The organism is Clostridium sp. AF35-15 (assembly GCF_003477745.1).
GTDB classification, from domain to species: Bacteria; Bacillota; Clostridia; order Lachnospirales; family Lachnospiraceae; genus Otoolea; species Otoolea fessa.
This window is the reverse complement of record NZ_QUDY01000002.1, coordinates 61,967-79,916: the sequence shown is the minus strand read 5'-3', so window position 1 is coordinate 79,916 and position 17,950 is coordinate 61,967. Positions and strand designations below refer to the sequence as shown.

Here is a 17,950-nt window from a genome sequence, read left to right as displayed (position 1 = left end):
TTCTATTACGGATATTCAGCCATACCGCCGCACCCACAATGAACACGACAAGCACGATTGCGATAATGGTTTTAGCGTCCATCAATTAGTCCTCCTTTTTCTTCTTTCTGTTCTTATAGCTGACAAATCCGAGAACACCCGCACCGACAACAGACAGAGCTGCAAGGCTTACCCATAAGCCCAGATTGAAGTCATCGCCTGTTTTCGGGGTATCCCTGAACTCATTGTGCATCTGCACGATAGCCGTAGCGTCCACCTTGACCGTTGCCTGTTTATCGGCAGGCAGGATATATCCTGCGGAAGCCTTGTCGCTTACTTCGGATACGGTATAGTCGCCAATCCGCAAGCCCTCAATCACGATTTCTCCGTTCTTATCTGTCTTAAAGGTCTGGTCATAGTCCACGCCTGTCACACGGAAAGAGAAGCCCTCCACCTTACCGTCAGAGGAAGTCTTTACGATTTTAAGAGAGCCTTTCTGTGCTGCATTGATAAATCCTACACCCGCCTTATTTTCCACGGTGTAGGTCTTGCCGTTCTCCTCGGTGGATACGGCATAAACATCTTCATCAAGCACAAAGCCTGTCGGGGCTTTGGTTTCCTTTACCAGATATTTGCCGTAGCGGAGTTCACTCATCTGGTAAACGCCGCCGTCAAGTTCTTTCATTTCGCCAAGCAGCGTATCGTCTTTATCCAGTTTCCCATCGCCATTGGTATCGGAGTAAACCTCAAATGCCGCACCAGACAGCTTGTTGTCGGGATAATCCTCATCAACCTTTGTCAAAGTGATATTGCCCTTAATGAAGTAGTTGACAAGTTCGATTTCCACAACTTCGTCCACCTTGCCGATAGTCACGGCGATTTCTTCCTCGGAAAGTACATATCCCTTCGGGCTTTCGATTTCACGGATTATCCAAGTTCCATACGGCACTTTGGCAAAAGAAAAACTACCATCATCTTTTGATGTGGTAGCTGCAATCGCATTTTCCTTTGTAAACTCGGTAGTTCCTGTCTTAAAGATACCGATAACTGCACCTCCCAGAGCCTTTCCATCCTCATCAGATTTCTTACCGCTTACAGAGCCGTAAATAATGTCATTTGTGATAGCTTCGCCCTCATTGGCTGTGATGCGGACAGTTTCGGTATCCTGTCCTGCGTATTCAAAAATAACAGGGTATTTTACATTGCTGACAATATATGCGGAGTTGGTCGAGATTTCCTGCACATAATAGCTGCCCATCGGCAGGTCGCTGATAGCTTTCCCGTGACCGCTTTCATCAAGGGAAATGACCTCAATCAGACCGTCCGCAGGAATGGTCTTTCCATCTGCGGCTGTGAGTTCCTCCGCCGCATACAAGCCAAAGGTCACATCAAAGATTTCCCCGTTCTTGCCAATGCCGTAGGCATCATCAATGGCAAGGCTCTTGATGAGGTCGATTTCAACACGCTGTCTTTCATTATAGAAAGAAGTAGCCGTTTCCGTTACATCAACATTCTGTCCTGCATACACAAGCTCAACAGAATGGACTTCCTCATTCAGCACCATTCCATACGGAGCTGTGATTTCCTTAACCTCATATTTTCCGAGATACAGTTCTTTGGACTTTACTGTACCGTCTTTTCCTGTCGTAACGGTATCCACAACCTCGCCCTTGTTTGCTCTGACCGTCCCGTCCAAAGTGACAATATCCTCGGCTGTGGTAATCTCATAGACTGCACCCTCAAGACCGCTGACAGAGAAAATCGGCTGATACAATCCCTTATCGCCTGCCACGGAGCTGAATATCTCGCCAGACTTTTCTACTGTAATTGTACCTTTCTGTGCCATATTGGAGCGTACTACCTCAATAACGGTAATGCCGCTTTCTTCCTCGGAATTTTCCTGCACCACATCAAAATAAACAGGCTCGGAATTTAAGACATACCCATACGGGGCTTGTACTTCCACAAGGGAATAGCCTTTGCCGTATTCCAATGTCTGCGGTGTGATAAGGTCGCCATCTGCCGTAGTATAGAAGGTGTCAATGGTCGTCACTTCGGGATAAGTGAAAGTCATAGTCACAAGATTTCCATTCGGGTCGTAAATCTGGAAGCCTGCACCTGCATACGGGATTGTATTGCCTGTTTCTGCATCTTTCTTTACGATTTTGATATAGCTCTCAAAGTTAGCGTTGTTGATAAGGTAGCGGTAGGTCTGACCGTCCTTGCTGATAAACACATCAAAGTCTTTCATCAGTTCACGCCCCTCCCAACCAGAGGTCTGACGGACGGTATAAATGCCATACGGCATATCCTTTGTCTGGGCAAAACCGTTCTCATCACAGGTCAGCACATCACGCTCGGTTTCCTTTGCATTTTCATAGCTGCTTGCGGATTTGAGAAACACTTCAAATACCGCACCTTCTTCGGGTGTTTCAATCTGGGTTTCCCCGTTATCCGTATGCTTGATGATTGCGATATTGCCTTTGATGACCTGTTCATTCACAGCGTTTGAGGTACTGTTCAGCTCTACCGTGTAAAGCTCTGGTTCTGCACCTACCTTGTGGATTGCGGTATCCAGAAGATACCCCTCGGACGGACTGATTTCACGGACAGTCCAATCATTGTCACAGATATAATACTTGGTCGTAAACTGACCGTTTTCATCAGTCGTGTAGGTGTCAATCAGTTCCTCCCCCTTATAGATGCCGTAAACCGCACCTGCAAGGGAAGCATCGCCCTGTTGAGAGCCTGTTTCTGCATCGGTCTTTGTCGCAGTCACTTGGAATTTCTTCAACACATTGTCGAAGCTGCGTTTTGTGACCTTGTTCCATTCAATCGGAGCTGTCTGGGAAGCAGGAACGACATAGCGGACTGCGGTATCCACTTCCTCAACCACATATGGGGTATCGCCGCTGATAAGGACATTTTCAAACTTAGCCAGACCGTTTTTATCAGTCATGGCATACTCGTCAACAGGCAAGCCGCTTAAAGATGTGCCATAAAGGTGGAATTTCATTTCCTCTACCAGATTGTCCTCGGAAGTCTTGACGATTTCCAGACTGCCACGCTTCAAAGTATTGCTGAAGGTCACAGTAGAGGTTTTTCCTCCGATAAGTGTGACGGTCTGGGTTTTCTGCGGCTCATAACGGTCAATAGACTGTTCTGTGACCGTATAAGTGCCAGGGAATAATCCCTCCACGGAGACAGAGCCGTCCTTTCCAGTCTTAACTGTTTTGTTGAAGTTATCGCCTTTAATTATAAAAGAGATGCCCTCCACAACTCCATCCTCCGAAGTCTTTTTGAGGGCAATCGTGCCTGTCGGCGTTTCGATATTGATATATGCAGACACGGTATCAGCATTCTCCACACCTGTTACCAAGTCCTGCAAGTTCGGGTCGCCATAGGCAATGAGCTTTGCACTGCTGCTGACCGTCGGCACATTGTTCCTCTTTGCCGTAATGCGGACAGAACCGCTGATAGCTACGGTGGAGCTGATTGTCAGCTTATTTCCAGACTTCGATACACTCACACTGCTGTCAGAGCTTGAAAAGCTGTAATCAGAAAGGACGCCGTTGCTGTCTGTCAATGTGATGCTATACTTTCCGTCCTTGTAGGCAAGCTCCTTTGTGATGTCATTCTTACCGCCCGACATAAAGCTCGGAATGGTGTTATGCTCACGCAGCATTGCAACAATCTGGTCATACACTGCCCTTGCTCCGCTGTTGGCATAATTTGAACCGAAGTGCAGGCTGTAAACAGTGGTGCTCGTCTGGTTATATGAGCCTGTGGCTTCACGGCAGCCTGTGACAAACTCCCATACGAGGGTCTGCGTGGCAAGCCATTTTTCATCATCACTTCCCGACAGATTATTTCGGTTGCCCTGATACCCATAGAGCAGGGCAAGCCCAACCGCCTTTTTCTGATTGGCTGAAAGGGCGTTCCAAGTATCAGAGGAAGCCTTTTTCAAGGTGTTTCCTGTTTTCAGCGGTACTCCCGGCTGAATACAAAACGCATTCTCTCCGTCCACAAACATACGGTACTTGTAATTTCCCGTTCCGCCTGCGGTATAGCCGCCGATATTCGCACTGGAATTGTACCTCATCGCATTACCGTTGCTGTCATAGGTGTGGGAAAAGGAAATCGTCCCGATGTCACCCGCAGCAAACGCCGTCGCAGGCATTATGGATAATGCCGTGACCGCAGCCATTACAAAAGCCGCAGCCTTTTTGAACAATTTAGGGATTTTCATAGTTACCTCCTGTAATTTGGATTGAATATTTTGCCTTACTGACCGAAAAAAGCTGCCCGTTATGGACAGCTTAAAGTATTTCTTTTCTCGGATAGTTACTGGCAGTAGTTAGGGGGTGAGGTGTGGAGAGGGGGAATCCAAAATAATGGCTATCCACTCAAATGGGCAGACCTCGCCCTCGGTGTGTGGCTATCTCTCGTGAGCCTTGTTCCGCTGCAAGTGTCGGTTATAAAACTCCAACGCCTTGACAACAAAATCCGTTTCCTGCCCTCTGGGAACAGTCTTTGGAATGAGCTTGGTTATCCTCTCGTCACGGAAAGCAGGTTTTTCCTTCTGGTTGGGCTTTTCCTCCTCCATAATGGACTGGATAACCTCGGAAGTGAGCTTGCCATCTTGGTTATACTTCTTCATTTTGATAGCCTGTGCCAATGACGGGGTAGCATCGTTGTACTCCATTGCTTCAAGCAGGGTGTATTGCTGTTCCTCGGTCAGATAAGAAACCTCAACCGCAGGACGAAAAGCAATCTGCCTTTCATCTACCATTTGCAGGATTTCGGGAACAAGCTCCGTTAGACGGATATAGCGGCGTATCTGGTCTTTGCTTTCTCCAACAAGTTCTCCTAATTCCTCATCAGAACGCCCTTTTGATAAATTAGTCGCCAATGGCGACGCATTTTCTTTTGGGGGTCTGCCTGCCTGTCGTTTCATAGCTTCCAACCGCATTTTATACGCAAACGCTTTCTCACTCGGCAAAATAACAGAGCGTTGGAGATTACTTTCCACCATAACAATAATGGCTTCATCACGGGTAAGCTCTTTGACCTCGCATTTCAGCGTTTCAAGTCCTGCAAGTTCACAAGCCTTTTTTCGCCTGTGACCACTGATAAGCTCATACCGTCCGTCCTCTTTTAAGCGAACTGTCGCAGGGGTCATTACACCGTTTCGCTTGATACTCTCAACAAGTTGTTCCATATCTTCGTCCATCAAAACCTTGAACGGGTGGTCTGGAAACTCGTCAATCTCCGATATGGGAATATCCCGTATCTTGCTTAGCTTTGCTTCCTCACGGCTTTCGTCCGTCTGAAAAAGGTCATCGTATGCGGTCAGCTCGATTTTGGTTTCTCTGCTTCTTGCCAATCTCTGCCACCTCCTTTCCTAACTGCTCATAGGCTGCGGCAACCTTGCCGCTTTTGTCGTAAGCAAAAATACTTTTGCCTTCTGCGGTAGCTTCCACCGCACGGATAGAATGAGGTATCTCGGTATCAAATACCTTGATTTTCTGACCGTATGCACTTTTGACCGTTGCCGTAATCTCCTTAGAAATGTTGGTACGGGGCATTACCATAGTCATTAAGATGCCGTCTATCCGCAGCTTTGGATTGATTTGCCGCTTGACCATTGATACGGAGCGAAGTAAAAGCTCCAGACCTTTAGCCGAGAGATAGTGGGGCTGTGTCGGGATAATCACGCTGTCAGCCGCCGCCAGAGCATTGATGGTTATCATACCTAAGCTCGGCATACAGTCAATAAGCACATAGTCGTAATTCTTTTTAACCTCATTGACATAGGTTTTCAGCACACGCTCACGGCTCATTGCATTGATTAGCCTTACCTCAAAGCCCGACAGCTCAATGTTTGACGGAAGCAGGTCAAAGCCCTCGCTGTGGTGGATAATACCCTGTGAAACATCAAGCGTTTTATCGTCTATGATGTTCTGCATCACAGTAGAGAGCGTTATGGGAATATCGTCTGGTCTGTTATAACCCAGAGCCATCGTAAGATTTGCCTGTGCATCGGCATCAATCAGCAGGACTTTTTTACCCTGCTGCACCAGACTTACACCCAGATTGACCGCTGTGGTTGTTTTTCCGACACCACCTTTCTGGTTAGTCAGAGCAATTACTTTGCAATTTGACATAGATGCGTCCTCCTTTCACATAGATTTAGCCACTTTGTCAAGGTGGCTATGTAAACAGTACCAGAGAACGCAAAAAAGCCGCCTACTCTTAAAATCAATAAGAATAAGCGGCTTTGTAATCTGCCTTAGACATATTCAATTTTCATTCTCTTGGTCGGTGCATTTATGACCTTAAAAATAAGCTCGTCAATACAATCTGTATATCTGCCTTGCTGAATAAGTTGATTTTTTAACTCTACAAGGCTATGTATCAAAAGTTTTCTTTCGTGGCTATCCAAATACAGATGATTAAATTTCTCTCTCATAAGCACACCTCCACTTCTTTAGCTTCATTATATTGGAAAGCAGGGGAAAGGACAAATCTGCAAAAAGGTACAAAAATAAGCGTACCACTATTTCTAATGATACGCCTATCCTCATTAAATCACTTCAAAATGCTTCAACGCATCCTTTATCGCTTCCACTTTCTCCGCTGTCGGATGCTTCCTCGGCTGTTTCAATTCTTCTACCGCATTAGGAGCATCGTACATCGGCAAGCCTAAATCTCTCTTTACCTCTGCGATATATGCGGTATGTACCTTGAAGCCATATTTAGCTTCTATGTACTCCTTTATCATTTTGTAGGTCACTCGTTCTTTGGGCTTATATTCTTCGGCTCTTTTAGCGATATTATCAAGCGGAACTTTTCCCTCACCCTCGCCAAACTCAACTTTTACGTTGATATGTCCGTCTGGCTTTTTGTGGGAAAGCAGTACTACCGTCTCCACATGCCCCGTCCACCCAAACAAATCCACCGGCCATGCTTCTTTCGCCCGATAACCATGCTTTGCGAATACTTTCAAATCGCGTGCCAATGTATCCGGACCGCAGGAGATGTATACCACCCGTTTCGGCTGCATAAGTGCTACCGAATCGATAAATTCCTCGGTACTTCCGCTTCTCGGCGGGTCCATAAATACCACATCTGCACTCTCGCCTCTGGCTGCCATATGAGACATGAACCGGCCTGCATCATTGCAGAAGAACTGTGCATTGTTGATGCCATTCTTCTTCGCATTCTGCACCGCATCCTGCACTGCATCCTGATTCAACTCTACACCGATCACCTTGCCTGCGTGCTTGCTGGCGATAAGTCCGATGGTACCGATGCCGCAATAAGCATCCAGTACCGTCTCCTTGCCTGTAAGTCCTGCCAGTTCCATCGCCTTGCCGTACAGCTTCTCAGTCTGAACTGAGTTAATCTGATAGAAGGAACGGGACGAAATACGGAACCGGAGTCCGCAGAGTTCATCTTCGATATATCCTTTTCCATACAGTACATGTTCTTTGTCCCCCAGTACCATACTGGTGCTTCTGCCGTTGATATTCTGGACAATCGTAGTAATTTCCGGGTGCTTTTCACGAAGCGCCTTGACGAAATTGTTCTTCGACGGGAATACCGGGGATGCTGTCACCAAAACGACCAGAATCTCGCCGGTTGTGAAGCCGCGGCGAATCAATACATGACGCAGCAGACCGTATCCGGTGTCCTCATCAAAAACACGGATCTTGAACGAACGAAGCATACTCCGGATCGTCACGATGATCTCGTCTGCTTTCTGATCCTCAATCAGACAGGAATCCACCGGAAGAATCCGATGTGTCCCCTCTTTGTAAATGCCAGAAATTGGATTATTTTTCCGATCCAATCCAAATACCGCATGAACTTTATTGCGGTAATGATACGGCTCTTCCATTCCAATGATCGGACGAACCGGACAGACACCGCCCAGCAGTTCTTCCATGCGCTTCTGTTTTTCTTTTAACTGCTGATCATAGGTTAAATGGAGATACTGACAGCCACCGCACTCACGGTAAATCGGACATTTTGTTTTTCCACGCTGTCCACCACGAACCGTTTTCTGACCGTCTTTTTCCCCTACATTTCGTTTCCTGTCCCCATGTGTGCCCCATTTATCCTCAACTCCAGACACTTTACGAGCAGCTTTTCCCTGTTTTTCCCCATTGACTCCCACTTTTGCACTATTCTTGGAAAATCCAGTTGTTTTCTCCCCCCGGCCAAACGATTTCTTTCCTTCCGTTCTTTTTCCATCAGAACCATTCCCTGCCGTCTTCTTCCATCCTGTTTCTTTCATTTTTTCTCACACTTTCTTTCTTCGCTTATCTTCTACGCCTCTCCCAACTCTGCTTCCGTCTTCACGCCCTTAAAATTCTTCTTCCAACGTTCTTTCTTAAAATGCACCGCGTAAATGAGTCCGCGCACGCATTCATCAGCTGCCATTGCAATCCAGACGCCTTCCAGCCCCCAGCCGAGCTTGCTGCCGAGCAACCAGGAGCCGGCGGCAGCTACGACCCACTGGAAGGTGATTCCGACCGTGGTCGGGGTCAGGACATCGCCGACCGCAATCAGGCATTTGGTCATAACAATGTTGACCGCGCGCCCGATCTCCAGCACAATCTCAATCACCAGAATCCTCCGTCCAAGCGCAATGATCTCCGGGTTGTCTGTGAAAATCAGGAAAATGTATTTGCCTCCCAGGCACATCAGCACCGCCATACCGACACATGCCGCAATCGCAACCTTCAGTGTCGCATTCACTCGTTTCTGTATATCATTCAGACGGCGCGCTCCGATCAGGTAGCCCAGCACAATCTGGGTTGCCGTCGCGATCGCCATCGCATAGACATAATCAATATTGGCAAAAATCGTACAATATCCCTTAGTTACAGTAACCAGCGTGCCAAAGGAATTAACAATTCCCAGAATCATCATCTGGGAGAGATTATATGAAAAACTTTCGACCCCTGTCGGAATTGCCAATAGGCAGAGATTTTTTAAAATCTGCACCGGAAATGGACGCAGATAACTCATTCCCATTTTGACGCGGCGGCTCTTGAAAAACATTCCGATCATCAATGCCAAACCAACTAACTTACTGATATCTGTCGAGATCGCCGCCCCGACCGCCCCAAGCTGCGGCATTCCGAACCAGCCGTTGATTAAAATCGCATTTCCCACAATATTCATGGCATTCATGATAACTGATATAATCATGACTTCCTTTACCATGGCAAATGCGCGGATCATCGCTGAGAAAGTCAGATAAAGTCCCTGCACCAGAATAAATGCACCGACAATCAGCAGATACAGCGACGCCTCATCAAAAACCTCCTCCGGCACATGGATCGCCCGGTAAAGCGGCGTGTGCCCGGCAAAAACCAGAATCGTTGCCGCAAGACTGACGCCGCCGATCAGCACGATCGAGACCATGCAGGTCCGGGATGCATTTTTTTCATCCTGCGCGCCCAGATACTGGGACAAAATCACAGTAACCGCCGTCGATGCCATGCTCAGCACGATAATCACCAGGTTCATGATCTGGTTCGCATTAACAATCGCCGCCACCGAGGGCTGCGACACCCGGCTTACCATCATCTGATCGACGTTTCCGACCAAAAGCTGCAATAACAGCTCCACGAAAATCGGCAGCGACATCAGAAATAAATTCCGGTTCGTATTCATTTTGTCAATATCATTTTGATATTTCATATTTTCCCCTTACTTGTAATAATAGCAAAACAGCACATACAGCCGTCCAAACACTCTCGTATTCGCCCGGCTGCATGTGCCATTTTACACGATACTATATTGAATTGCAAGTGGAAGTCATTCTTTTTCCCTTACAAAAGCCCCCTCATTTTTAAATAATCCTTAATCAACTGAACTGCCCCGTCCACACCAATCTGCGTCGTATTGATCAAAAGATCGTAATTCTCCGGCTTCTCCCAGTCGCGCCCTGCATAATAACGATTATAATCGCGGCGTTCCCGGTCGATCCGGTGGATATTTTTGAGGACATCTTTGTCCGCGTAGAGATTCCGCTCACGCACGCGCTCCTCGCGCACCTTGATATCCGCGTAGAGGAACACGCGAATCAGTCCCTCGGTGCCGTCCAGCACATAATCCGCGCAGCGGCCGATGATGACGCAGGATTCCTCCGCCGCCAGCTTCCGGATCACTTCCGACTGGAAGCGAAACAGATTGTCGGCTGAAATGAGATCGGAACCGAACGACGGTGCGCCCTTTTCCGGTGTCAATGTATTGATAATCTTGTATAAAAGCCGGTTGCCCGCCTTCTCGTCTGCCAGATGGAAATAGCTCTCTTTGATACCGCTCTCATCTGAGTTCATACGGAGAATGTTCTTATCATAAAAACTGATCCCCAGATCTTCCGCCAACTTTTTGCCCGTATCCGCACCGCCGCTTCCATACTGCCTCGCAATCGTGATGATAATTTTTTTCTTCTCTGACATACCAAACCCCTCCCTTTATCTACAAGAAAATGCATATTGCTTTCTATCTTCAGCATACCATAATGAGGGGATTTTTTCCATTCATTTTTACAAAAAGCACAGCAAAAATCAATCAAATAAGTCATTCTATTCTTATTTTCAGATAGTGCCTGTTTTTCAGCTTTTCTCCCCTACTTCACCTCCCTCTCATACAAAAGCACCGTCGGAAATCCCGCCTTCCGCAGTTCCCGTTCCATCCGCACAGCGTTGTCGAGATTTTTAAACGCACCGACCCGAAGCTTGAAATACGTCCCATCGTACACCAGAAATGCAGGGAATCCCATACGGCGCAGTTCTTCTAACTGCTGCTCTGCCAGCGATCGGATGCGGTACGCCCCCGTCTGGATCTGGTAATAATAGTCGCTCTCTTCCACCGGACGGCGATCCATGTCGTCATCGATTACATTTAGAATCCCAGATGCAACCGCCGCCGCAATTTCGTCAAACTGCGCGTCAAACCGCTTGTTATCCTCCGGATTGTCGATAAATCCGACTTCAACCAGAACCGCCGGCATCTGCGTTTTCCGCAGCACAATCAAATCCGGGCGCTCGATCACGCCGAGATCCACATATCCGGTGCGCGCCAGCTCTCTCTGGATTGAATCCGCCAGCTGTTCTGATTCCCTGCCTGTCTTGTACACCAGCGTCATGACGCCCGAACCTTTTCCCGGCTCACTCGCCGCATTGCGGTGCAGGGAAACAAAATAGTCCGCCTCCGCCTCATTCCCCATCTCTGCTTTCTGGTAAGGCGTGTCATAGACGTCCGTCGTCCGCGTATAGACGGCATTCACCCCATTTTCCTCGAGAATCCGCCCTACTGCCAACGCCAGACGCAGGGTATCGTCCTTTTCCATCCGATCCTCAAATACTGCTCCCGGATCTTTCGTTCCGCCGTGCCCGGCATCTATCATCACTTTCTTTTTTTCTTCCAAAAGAAAAGACTCCTCTCACATATCGTTGTACTACTACCATATGTGAAAGAAGTCCCAAAGTTTCCTGTTTAATTATTCCTCATACTCCCCGCTAAACACTTCCACCGCCGGTCCAGTCATGAACACGCGGTTTTTCTCGCGGTCCCAGCGGATCTGCAGGCAGCCGCCCAACAGCTCGACCTCAACCTCATCCTCCGTATGTCCTGCCAGAATAGATGCAACGGCAACCGCGCAGGCACCCGTTCCACATGCCATCGTTTCGCCGGATCCGCGCTCCCAGACACGCATTTTTACGTGTGTGCGGTCAATGACCTTGACAAACTCGGTGTTGGTACGATCCGGGAAACGCTTATGGAACTCGAATTTCGGTCCGATCGTCTCCAGTTCCAGGGAATCAATCTCATCCATAAACAGAACGGCGTGCGGATTTCCCATGGAAATTCCGGTAAATTCGTACCCCGTTCCATCTACCTCGATCTTCTCCGGAAGCTCGGAAGTCTGCTCCGGCTCGCCCATATCGACGGTGACCGCCGTTACTTTGCCATTTTCGACCTTCATATCCAGATATTTAATCCCGGACAATGTCTCAACAAAAATCTGCGGCTTGTCCACAATATGGTGGTCATACGCATATTTTCCCACACAGCGGATGCCGTTGCCGCACATCGCGCCTCGGGAACCGTCCAGATTGTACATATCCATGCGGCAGTCTGCCACCTCGGATGGGGTAATCAGAATCAATCCGTCGGAACCAATTCCAAAATGGCGGTCACTGACGGCAATCGCCAGCTTCTCCGGATCGTTTACCGTTTCTTCAAAACAGTTGACATAGACATAATCATTGCCCAGTCCCTGCATTTTTGTAAATTTCATCGTTTTTGCTGCTCCTTCTGCCTTTTTGATCCTATTGTAAAGGATCTTACGCCATTTTGTAAAGACTGATTACCATTTGTGCCGCCTCAATAAGGCTGACCTGGCTGTCCATGCTGCATTTCTGCAGATATTTATGCGCTTCTGGCTCCGTCATCCGGTTCCTCTCCATCAAAATCGCCTTTGCGGTGTCGATCGCTTTCTGATCCTCTTCCCTGCGCTTCTGCGGCGGCTGGCGACGCATCCGCCGTCTTTTTTCCGCCTGCGTCTGCTCAATCATGCGGACCGTTGAAACTAAATCTCCCATTTTAAACGGCGCCGGCAGGCAGACAATCTTTCCCATCGCTTCGCCGCTCCACCGGCTTGGGGAAGCAATGAGAAGCAAATCAAATCCCGGCGGCAGCTGGTCGGCAAGCTGCCGGCAGGTCATATCACCAAACCGGTAGCCGCTCACCACAATCCCGCTTCGCAAATCATCAGTTAACGCTAAAACCTGCGCGCCCGATGTGCAGGAGGCTGTGACCTGTATTCCATGTTTTACGAGTATATTTCTAATATTTCGTCCGTCCTGCGGCTTCGAAAATGCTACTATGATGTTTCCCACGTGGTCTCACCTCACTGCGATTTCGTACCCCCTAACAACGATACAGATATTCCGCTGTTTCCCAATCCGTCACATAGGCACAGAAGCGTTCCCACTCCTCTTTCTTGCCCTCGCCGTACATCCGGCAGAACTTTTCCCCAAATACACGGTGTGCAAATTCATTCTGATCCAGCTTCTGGAGCAATATCCCCAATGTCTCCGGGAACCGCGGCGCATTCTCATCGCCCGCTTCTTCATCCAGCACCAGCGCCTTCTCGATTCCTTCCAGTCCTGCTGCCAGGATCGCCGTCAGCGCCAGATACGGATTCGCAGACGGATCCGGGAACTGCACTTCCACGGAAATACGTCCGTTCCGGTCTTCCTTCACATGAACTGCCTTTTCACTTCCTTTTTCCCACACAGCCGCCGGGAACTCCGGCTGGAACACCGTGCTCCGCTCTGCCGCCAGACGTTTGTATGAATTGACGGTCGGATTCGTGAAAATCATCATATCGCTCAGATTTTTAAGCACGCCTGCCGCAAACTGCTTCGCCTGCGCCATCGCCTCGGCGCCCCGTCTGGAAGAGATCGACACGCCCACATGAAGCCCCGATCCGTCGCCGCTCATGTTTGGCTTCGGCATAAAAGTCGCATGCAGACCATGGCGTTTCGCAATCCGTTTGACCGCCGCCTTGAACGTCTGTAAATAATCTGCTGCCTCAATGCCCCGGCGCGCCGGAAGGACGAAGCTGTGCTGTCCGGCAGTCAGACCATGATGCGTGCTCTCGACCGCAAATCCTGCTTCCTCCAGGCTCAGAACCATGTCCCGGCGGACGCCCTCTGCCAAATCGATCGGTCCCGCGTCATAATACCCGGCAACCTCATGCGTCACCGTCGTCGGTCTCCCATCATCATCCGTGTGAAACAGATAAAACTCACACTGGAAATCAAAATCAAAGTCCAGTCCCATCTTCTCGGCACGTTTTACCGTTTCCTGTAAAATATGACGCGAATCCGTCCAGGACGGCGTCCCATCCGCATTGCAGACCTGGCAGATCACGCGCGCTACATTTTCCTGCCCGGAATCCCACGGAAGAACCTGATACGTTGATGCATCCGGCTTCAAGTACAATTCCACACTCTCGCTCTGGTCCGTCAGATACTCCGGCGCCGCCGCGCCCTCGATCCCAGCTTTCTGTAAGCCGCCGAGCGCAAACCGGTTGATTGCATACCCCTCTTTCATCGCTTTTTCCGCCTGCCTCCGCGTCATCTGGACCATTTTGCACTGTCCAAAAATATCGGTAAACTGCAGCTTTACCAAATCAACATCTTCATCAAAAAAAGGTTCGGATCGGTTCGTATTCTCTCCCATCGCCATTTCCTCCTATAAAAAACGAGGCAGCTGTCTCTGTTTCCAGTCAGCCCCCTCGCCCTCTTTTCATATACGCCCAAAATTTTCCTGCCTATACAGCCCCAAAAATTTCAAGCATACGTTTATGATCGTTTTGCTGTGTGAGAATGCCCCTGTCATTCTTTTCACAATTTTTATAAATAAAATATAGCAGTCCGATATTTTTCTGTCAAATACTTTTTTATTTAATCCGCAGCTGTTCGCTCAATTCATTTCCCAACTGGATATGTCCCACATAGCCGACCTCGCCGACCATGTAAACCATGCCGTCCTCCTTGATTTCCACTTCCAGCGTGCCACCCGGCATATGGACGTACATATGCGGATCGGCAAGTCCCAGGCGGTATGCCGCACTCGCCGCCGCGCAGGCGCAGCTTCCGGACGCCAGCGTATATCCAACGCCTCTCTCATAGATCTCGATCTGGATATTCGTCCGGTCAAGGACATTTAAAATCTGCGTATTGACCTTTTCCGGGAAATATTCGGATGTTTCCGAATGCTCGCCGATCCGGCACACCATTTCCTTCGAAATCTCATTCATCCAGATAACACAGTGCGGATTTCCCATTGAAAGACAAGTCGTGACATACGGAATCTTTCCAAATACCATCGTCTGGTTTACCATCTCCCGCCGCTCGCCGGTCACCGGAATCTCATCGCTCCAGAACGTCGGATGTCCCATCGAAATTTTCACACGGGTCGCATCCTCGTTGAGATAAAAGACTGTCTCCTCGCCTCCCAGCGTTTTCCAGGAGATCGTCGTTTTCTGCACATATCCCGCGTCCCGCAGATATTTTGCAAAAATACCCATGCCGTTGCCGCTCTTCTCCGCCTCGCTGCCGTCCGCGTTGTAGATGCGTACATAAAAATCATTCTCCCCCAGATATGGGCCCGCCAGAATGCCATCCGCGCCGATGCCAAAATGACGGCTGCACATCTTCTTGATATTCTCCGCATTCAATTCCAAATCATTCTTATTTGGATCAAACACCAGGTAATCATTTCCCATACAGTGATATTTTTCAAGCACAACCTGTTTCATCGCGATACCTCCTGCCCCTTTTAATCAATACCATAAAAATCTTTCATCGTAACTGTTCAGTACCTTCACAGTCACGCGCAAAAATCCATTAAAATTGCCTACGGCAATGGGATTTTTGCCTGCTGACCCATGTTTTCGTACGGTCAGCGCAGTAAATGCGCAGACCTACTGAACAGTTACCTTTCATCAATGATTTCTATTCTACTTCCGTTCTCGAAATCACTTTATCATGCATATCCATTTATATTTTGAATATGTCTGCATTTTCATAATATTCCATCTATGCTTTCTTTAATTTCAATTTTAAGAAAATATAGCAGCTTTTAATAGAAGAATCATGCTTTAAATATTGCATATAATGCTATATAATATGAACTAAGAAATGAAATATCTGTGTTTCAAAACATATTTATCTCAGAGGAAAACAACAAACTCAATGCATTTATACAAGATATAATTTCCCGCAACAATCAACCTGCAATACACTCAAAAAAGGAGTCCCCTTATGTCAGAAAATACCACCCACGAATCCCCCGCCTACGAAAAACGCGGCTACCTCAACCACGAATTCCGCCTCTTCCACCTGCGTGGGCAGATGGATACACCGGTTGCCTACCACTATCATGATTTCCACAAAGTCCTGATCCTGTTAAATGGCGAAGCAGACTACATCGTGGAAGGCCGTTCCTACCACCTCCGTCCGCTCGACATCGTCCTCGTCGGCGCGCACTGCCTGCACAAGCCGGTCGTGCCATACAAAAGCCGATATGAGCGCATCATCCTCTACCTGTCGCCGGAATGCCTGGATGCATTCTCCTGTGCTGACTGTGCGCTCGACCTCTGTTTCCAGCTTGCCAGAGAACAGCAGTCCGATGTTCTGCGCCTCGGTTCCCTTACCATGACGCCGCTCTTAGAGGCGCTGTCAAGACTGGAAAATGCCTATCAGGCAGGTGGTACAAATGACAATGGCACAGACAATGCTAACTTTGAATCCCTTGGTGGCAGCAGTTATGGATCCGAGCTTCTTCTGCGTTTATTATTCCTGGAATTTATGGTACATCTTGATCGCGCCGCCTCCGAAAACCATCGGGAATACGTTCCGACCTCCCCTTCCGGCGAAAAAATCCTGGAACTCATGCGCTACCTCTCTGAACACCCGGAAGAAGACCATACGATCGACCAGCTCGCCGCCCGCTTTTACATAAGCAAATACCACATGATGCGTCTCTTCCGCCAGGAAACCGGCTACACCATTACCGAATACCTGACCGAAAAACGCCTCCAAAACGCAAACGAGCTCCTGCGCCGGGGCACCCCCGTCACAGAAGCCTGCTATCAATCCGGATTCCGCAATTATGCTGCGTTCCTCCGGGCATATAAGAAAAAATATCGCGATACGCCGCATAATTTATCCAGATTAAATTACAAAGAAAATTTTACTATATAATAAGGAAACCTCCCTATTCTTCCCTCCGGAATTTCTGAATCGCCTCCATCAGCATCCTGAAATTCCGGATCATCGAATCAAACGCCCCATATTTATAAAAATTGATAAAGACAAGCCCCACCGGCACCGCCAGAATCATGCCTGTCAGCCCGCGCAGCTTAAATCCCAGATACAAAAGAAACAGGGTCATCAGAGGCGGCAATCCCATCGACTCCCCGACGATCTTCGGCTGGATAATCTGGCGGACGACCTGCGTCAGGATGTAGAGCAGGATAAGCCCGGTCGCATACGCATACTCCCCCGCGAACAGCTTCACAACCGCCCATGGAAACAGCACCGTTCCCGTTCCAAAGATTGGCAGAAAATCCAGAATCGCCGTCAAAAATGCCAACAGGACACCGTAGCGGACACCCAGCACCAAAAATCCTGCCGCAAGAATCAGCGCCACCACACACATGATACGGAATTGTGCCAGAAAATATCCTCCAATCACTCCCTTTGCGTCCCGTTTCATATACTCGATATAGCGGAATATAAATGCCGGAAGATGCCCCTTCAGCCAGAGCATGATGGACTCCCGGTCCGCCAGAAACAGATACGAAGACAGGATAGTAATGACCATATTTACCAGAAGATTCGGAATACTCTTCGCCACATGTCCGGCGATCTGCACGGTCGGTTCCGCCGCCCGCGATACCAGTTTTCCAAACAGACCATCCAGATTATCCGAAAATGCCAGCAGCGGCGGTTGTAAATTCTGCGGAAAATATTCTGCAAGCTTGCGCCCATTCTGCAATGCATTCTCGATCTCAGCGATCACACTCTGATATATTTCCGGTGCATCCGCCAGAAAACTTCCCATTTCCCGGTAAACCAGAAGACCCGCCCCGTAAAAAAGACCGATCACAATCGCCAGCGCCGCAATAATGATCAGCATCGAGCCGTGGCGCCGCACCAGCTTCACGCGCCGTTCCAGAAACCGCACCAGCGGATTTGCTAAAAGTGCCAGAATCCATCCGACCACAAACGGCATGAAAAAATGCAGAAGTCTGGGACCTAAAAAGATGACCAGACATAAACCAAGGAGCGGAATCACAATATTCAGAATCATTCTAAAACATCGTTTCATCTCATCCTTTTCCTTTCCAAGACGATGATACAATTTC

General features: G+C 48.5%; 14 protein-coding genes. 1 reads left to right on the top strand and 13 read right to left on the bottom strand.

Translation table 11 applies throughout. The annotated features are described in order from the left end of the window. Nucleotides 1-85 precede the first annotated feature (85 nt). The 12 genes from DWZ76_RS03415 to dapF (DWZ76_RS03360) all read right to left on the bottom strand — a co-directional run bounded on the left by DWZ76_RS03415 (nt 86) and on the right by dapF (DWZ76_RS03360) (nt 15,337). Nucleotides 86-4,228, bottom strand: coding sequence for a SpaA isopeptide-forming pilin-related protein (locus DWZ76_RS03415; protein ID WP_118471884.1), 4,143 nt, complete (start codon nt 4,226-4,228; stop codon nt 86-88). A 189-nt stretch (nt 4,229-4,417) separates the two neighbouring features. After that, entirely contained in the window at nt 4,418-5,365 is a 948-nt protein-coding gene (locus DWZ76_RS03410) for a ParB/RepB/Spo0J family partition protein (RefSeq protein WP_038671851.1), read from the bottom strand. Beyond that, nucleotides 5,319-6,146: a ParA family protein gene (locus tag DWZ76_RS03405; RefSeq protein WP_118471882.1), complete on the bottom strand. Its 828-nt coding sequence runs from the start codon at nt 6,144-6,146 to the stop codon at nt 5,319-5,321. The genes DWZ76_RS03410 and DWZ76_RS03405 overlap by 47 nt, the downstream gene beginning before the upstream one ends. Nucleotides 6,147-6,271: 125 nt before the next feature. Beyond that, on the bottom strand, nt 6,272-6,451 hold the full coding sequence (locus DWZ76_RS03400) for a hypothetical protein (protein WP_006857231.1): 180 nt from the start codon (nt 6,449-6,451) through the stop codon (nt 6,272-6,274). A gap of 114 nt (nt 6,452-6,565) precedes the next feature. Next, entirely contained in the window at nt 6,566-8,281 is a 1,716-nt protein-coding gene (gene rlmD, locus DWZ76_RS03395) for a 23S rRNA (uracil(1939)-C(5))-methyltransferase RlmD (protein WP_118471880.1), read from the bottom strand. A gap of 32 nt (nt 8,282-8,313) precedes the next feature. Next, nucleotides 8,314-9,696, bottom strand: a complete 1,383-nt coding sequence (locus DWZ76_RS03390) for an MATE family efflux transporter (RefSeq protein ID WP_118471878.1) — start codon at nt 9,694-9,696, stop codon at nt 8,314-8,316. Between the two features lie 131 nt (nt 9,697-9,827). Continuing rightward, complete coding sequence (locus tag DWZ76_RS03385; protein ID WP_022358543.1) at nt 9,828-10,460, bottom strand: cytidylate kinase-like family protein; 633 nt, start codon at nt 10,458-10,460, stop codon at nt 9,828-9,830. Between the two features lie 170 nt (nt 10,461-10,630). Beyond that, nucleotides 10,631-11,431, bottom strand: a complete 801-nt coding sequence (locus tag DWZ76_RS03380) for an N-acetylmuramoyl-L-alanine amidase (protein WP_118467092.1) — start codon at nt 11,429-11,431, stop codon at nt 10,631-10,633. Between the two features lie 72 nt (nt 11,432-11,503). Continuing rightward, on the bottom strand, nt 11,504-12,304 hold the full coding sequence (gene dapF / locus DWZ76_RS03375) for a diaminopimelate epimerase (RefSeq protein ID WP_118467090.1): 801 nt from the start codon (nt 12,302-12,304) through the stop codon (nt 11,504-11,506). Between the two features lie 46 nt (nt 12,305-12,350). Then, a complete protein-coding gene (locus tag DWZ76_RS03370; RefSeq protein WP_118471876.1) occupies nt 12,351-12,905 on the bottom strand; it encodes an ANTAR domain-containing protein in 555 nt (184 codons plus the stop codon). A 31-nt stretch (nt 12,906-12,936) separates the two neighbouring features. Next, on the bottom strand, nt 12,937-14,256 hold the full coding sequence (locus DWZ76_RS03365) for a glutamine synthetase family protein (protein ID WP_118471874.1): 1,320 nt from the start codon (nt 14,254-14,256) through the stop codon (nt 12,937-12,939). A gap of 220 nt (nt 14,257-14,476) precedes the next feature. Continuing rightward, complete coding sequence (gene dapF / locus DWZ76_RS03360) at nt 14,477-15,337, bottom strand: diaminopimelate epimerase (RefSeq protein WP_022358537.1); 861 nt, start codon at nt 15,335-15,337, stop codon at nt 14,477-14,479. Nucleotides 15,338-15,842: 505 nt separating this feature from the next. Between dapF (DWZ76_RS03360) and DWZ76_RS03355 the strand changes: the two genes are divergently transcribed. Further along, on the top strand, nt 15,843-16,784 hold the full coding sequence (locus DWZ76_RS03355; protein WP_118471872.1) for an AraC family transcriptional regulator: 942 nt from the start codon (nt 15,843-15,845) through the stop codon (nt 16,782-16,784). Nucleotides 16,785-16,797: 13 nt separating this feature from the next. Here DWZ76_RS03355 and ytvI read toward each other — a convergent pair whose 3' ends face one another. Next, entirely contained in the window at nt 16,798-17,913 is a 1,116-nt protein-coding gene (ytvI, locus tag DWZ76_RS03350; RefSeq protein WP_118471870.1) for a sporulation integral membrane protein YtvI, read from the bottom strand. Nucleotides 17,914-17,950 lie beyond the last annotated feature (37 nt).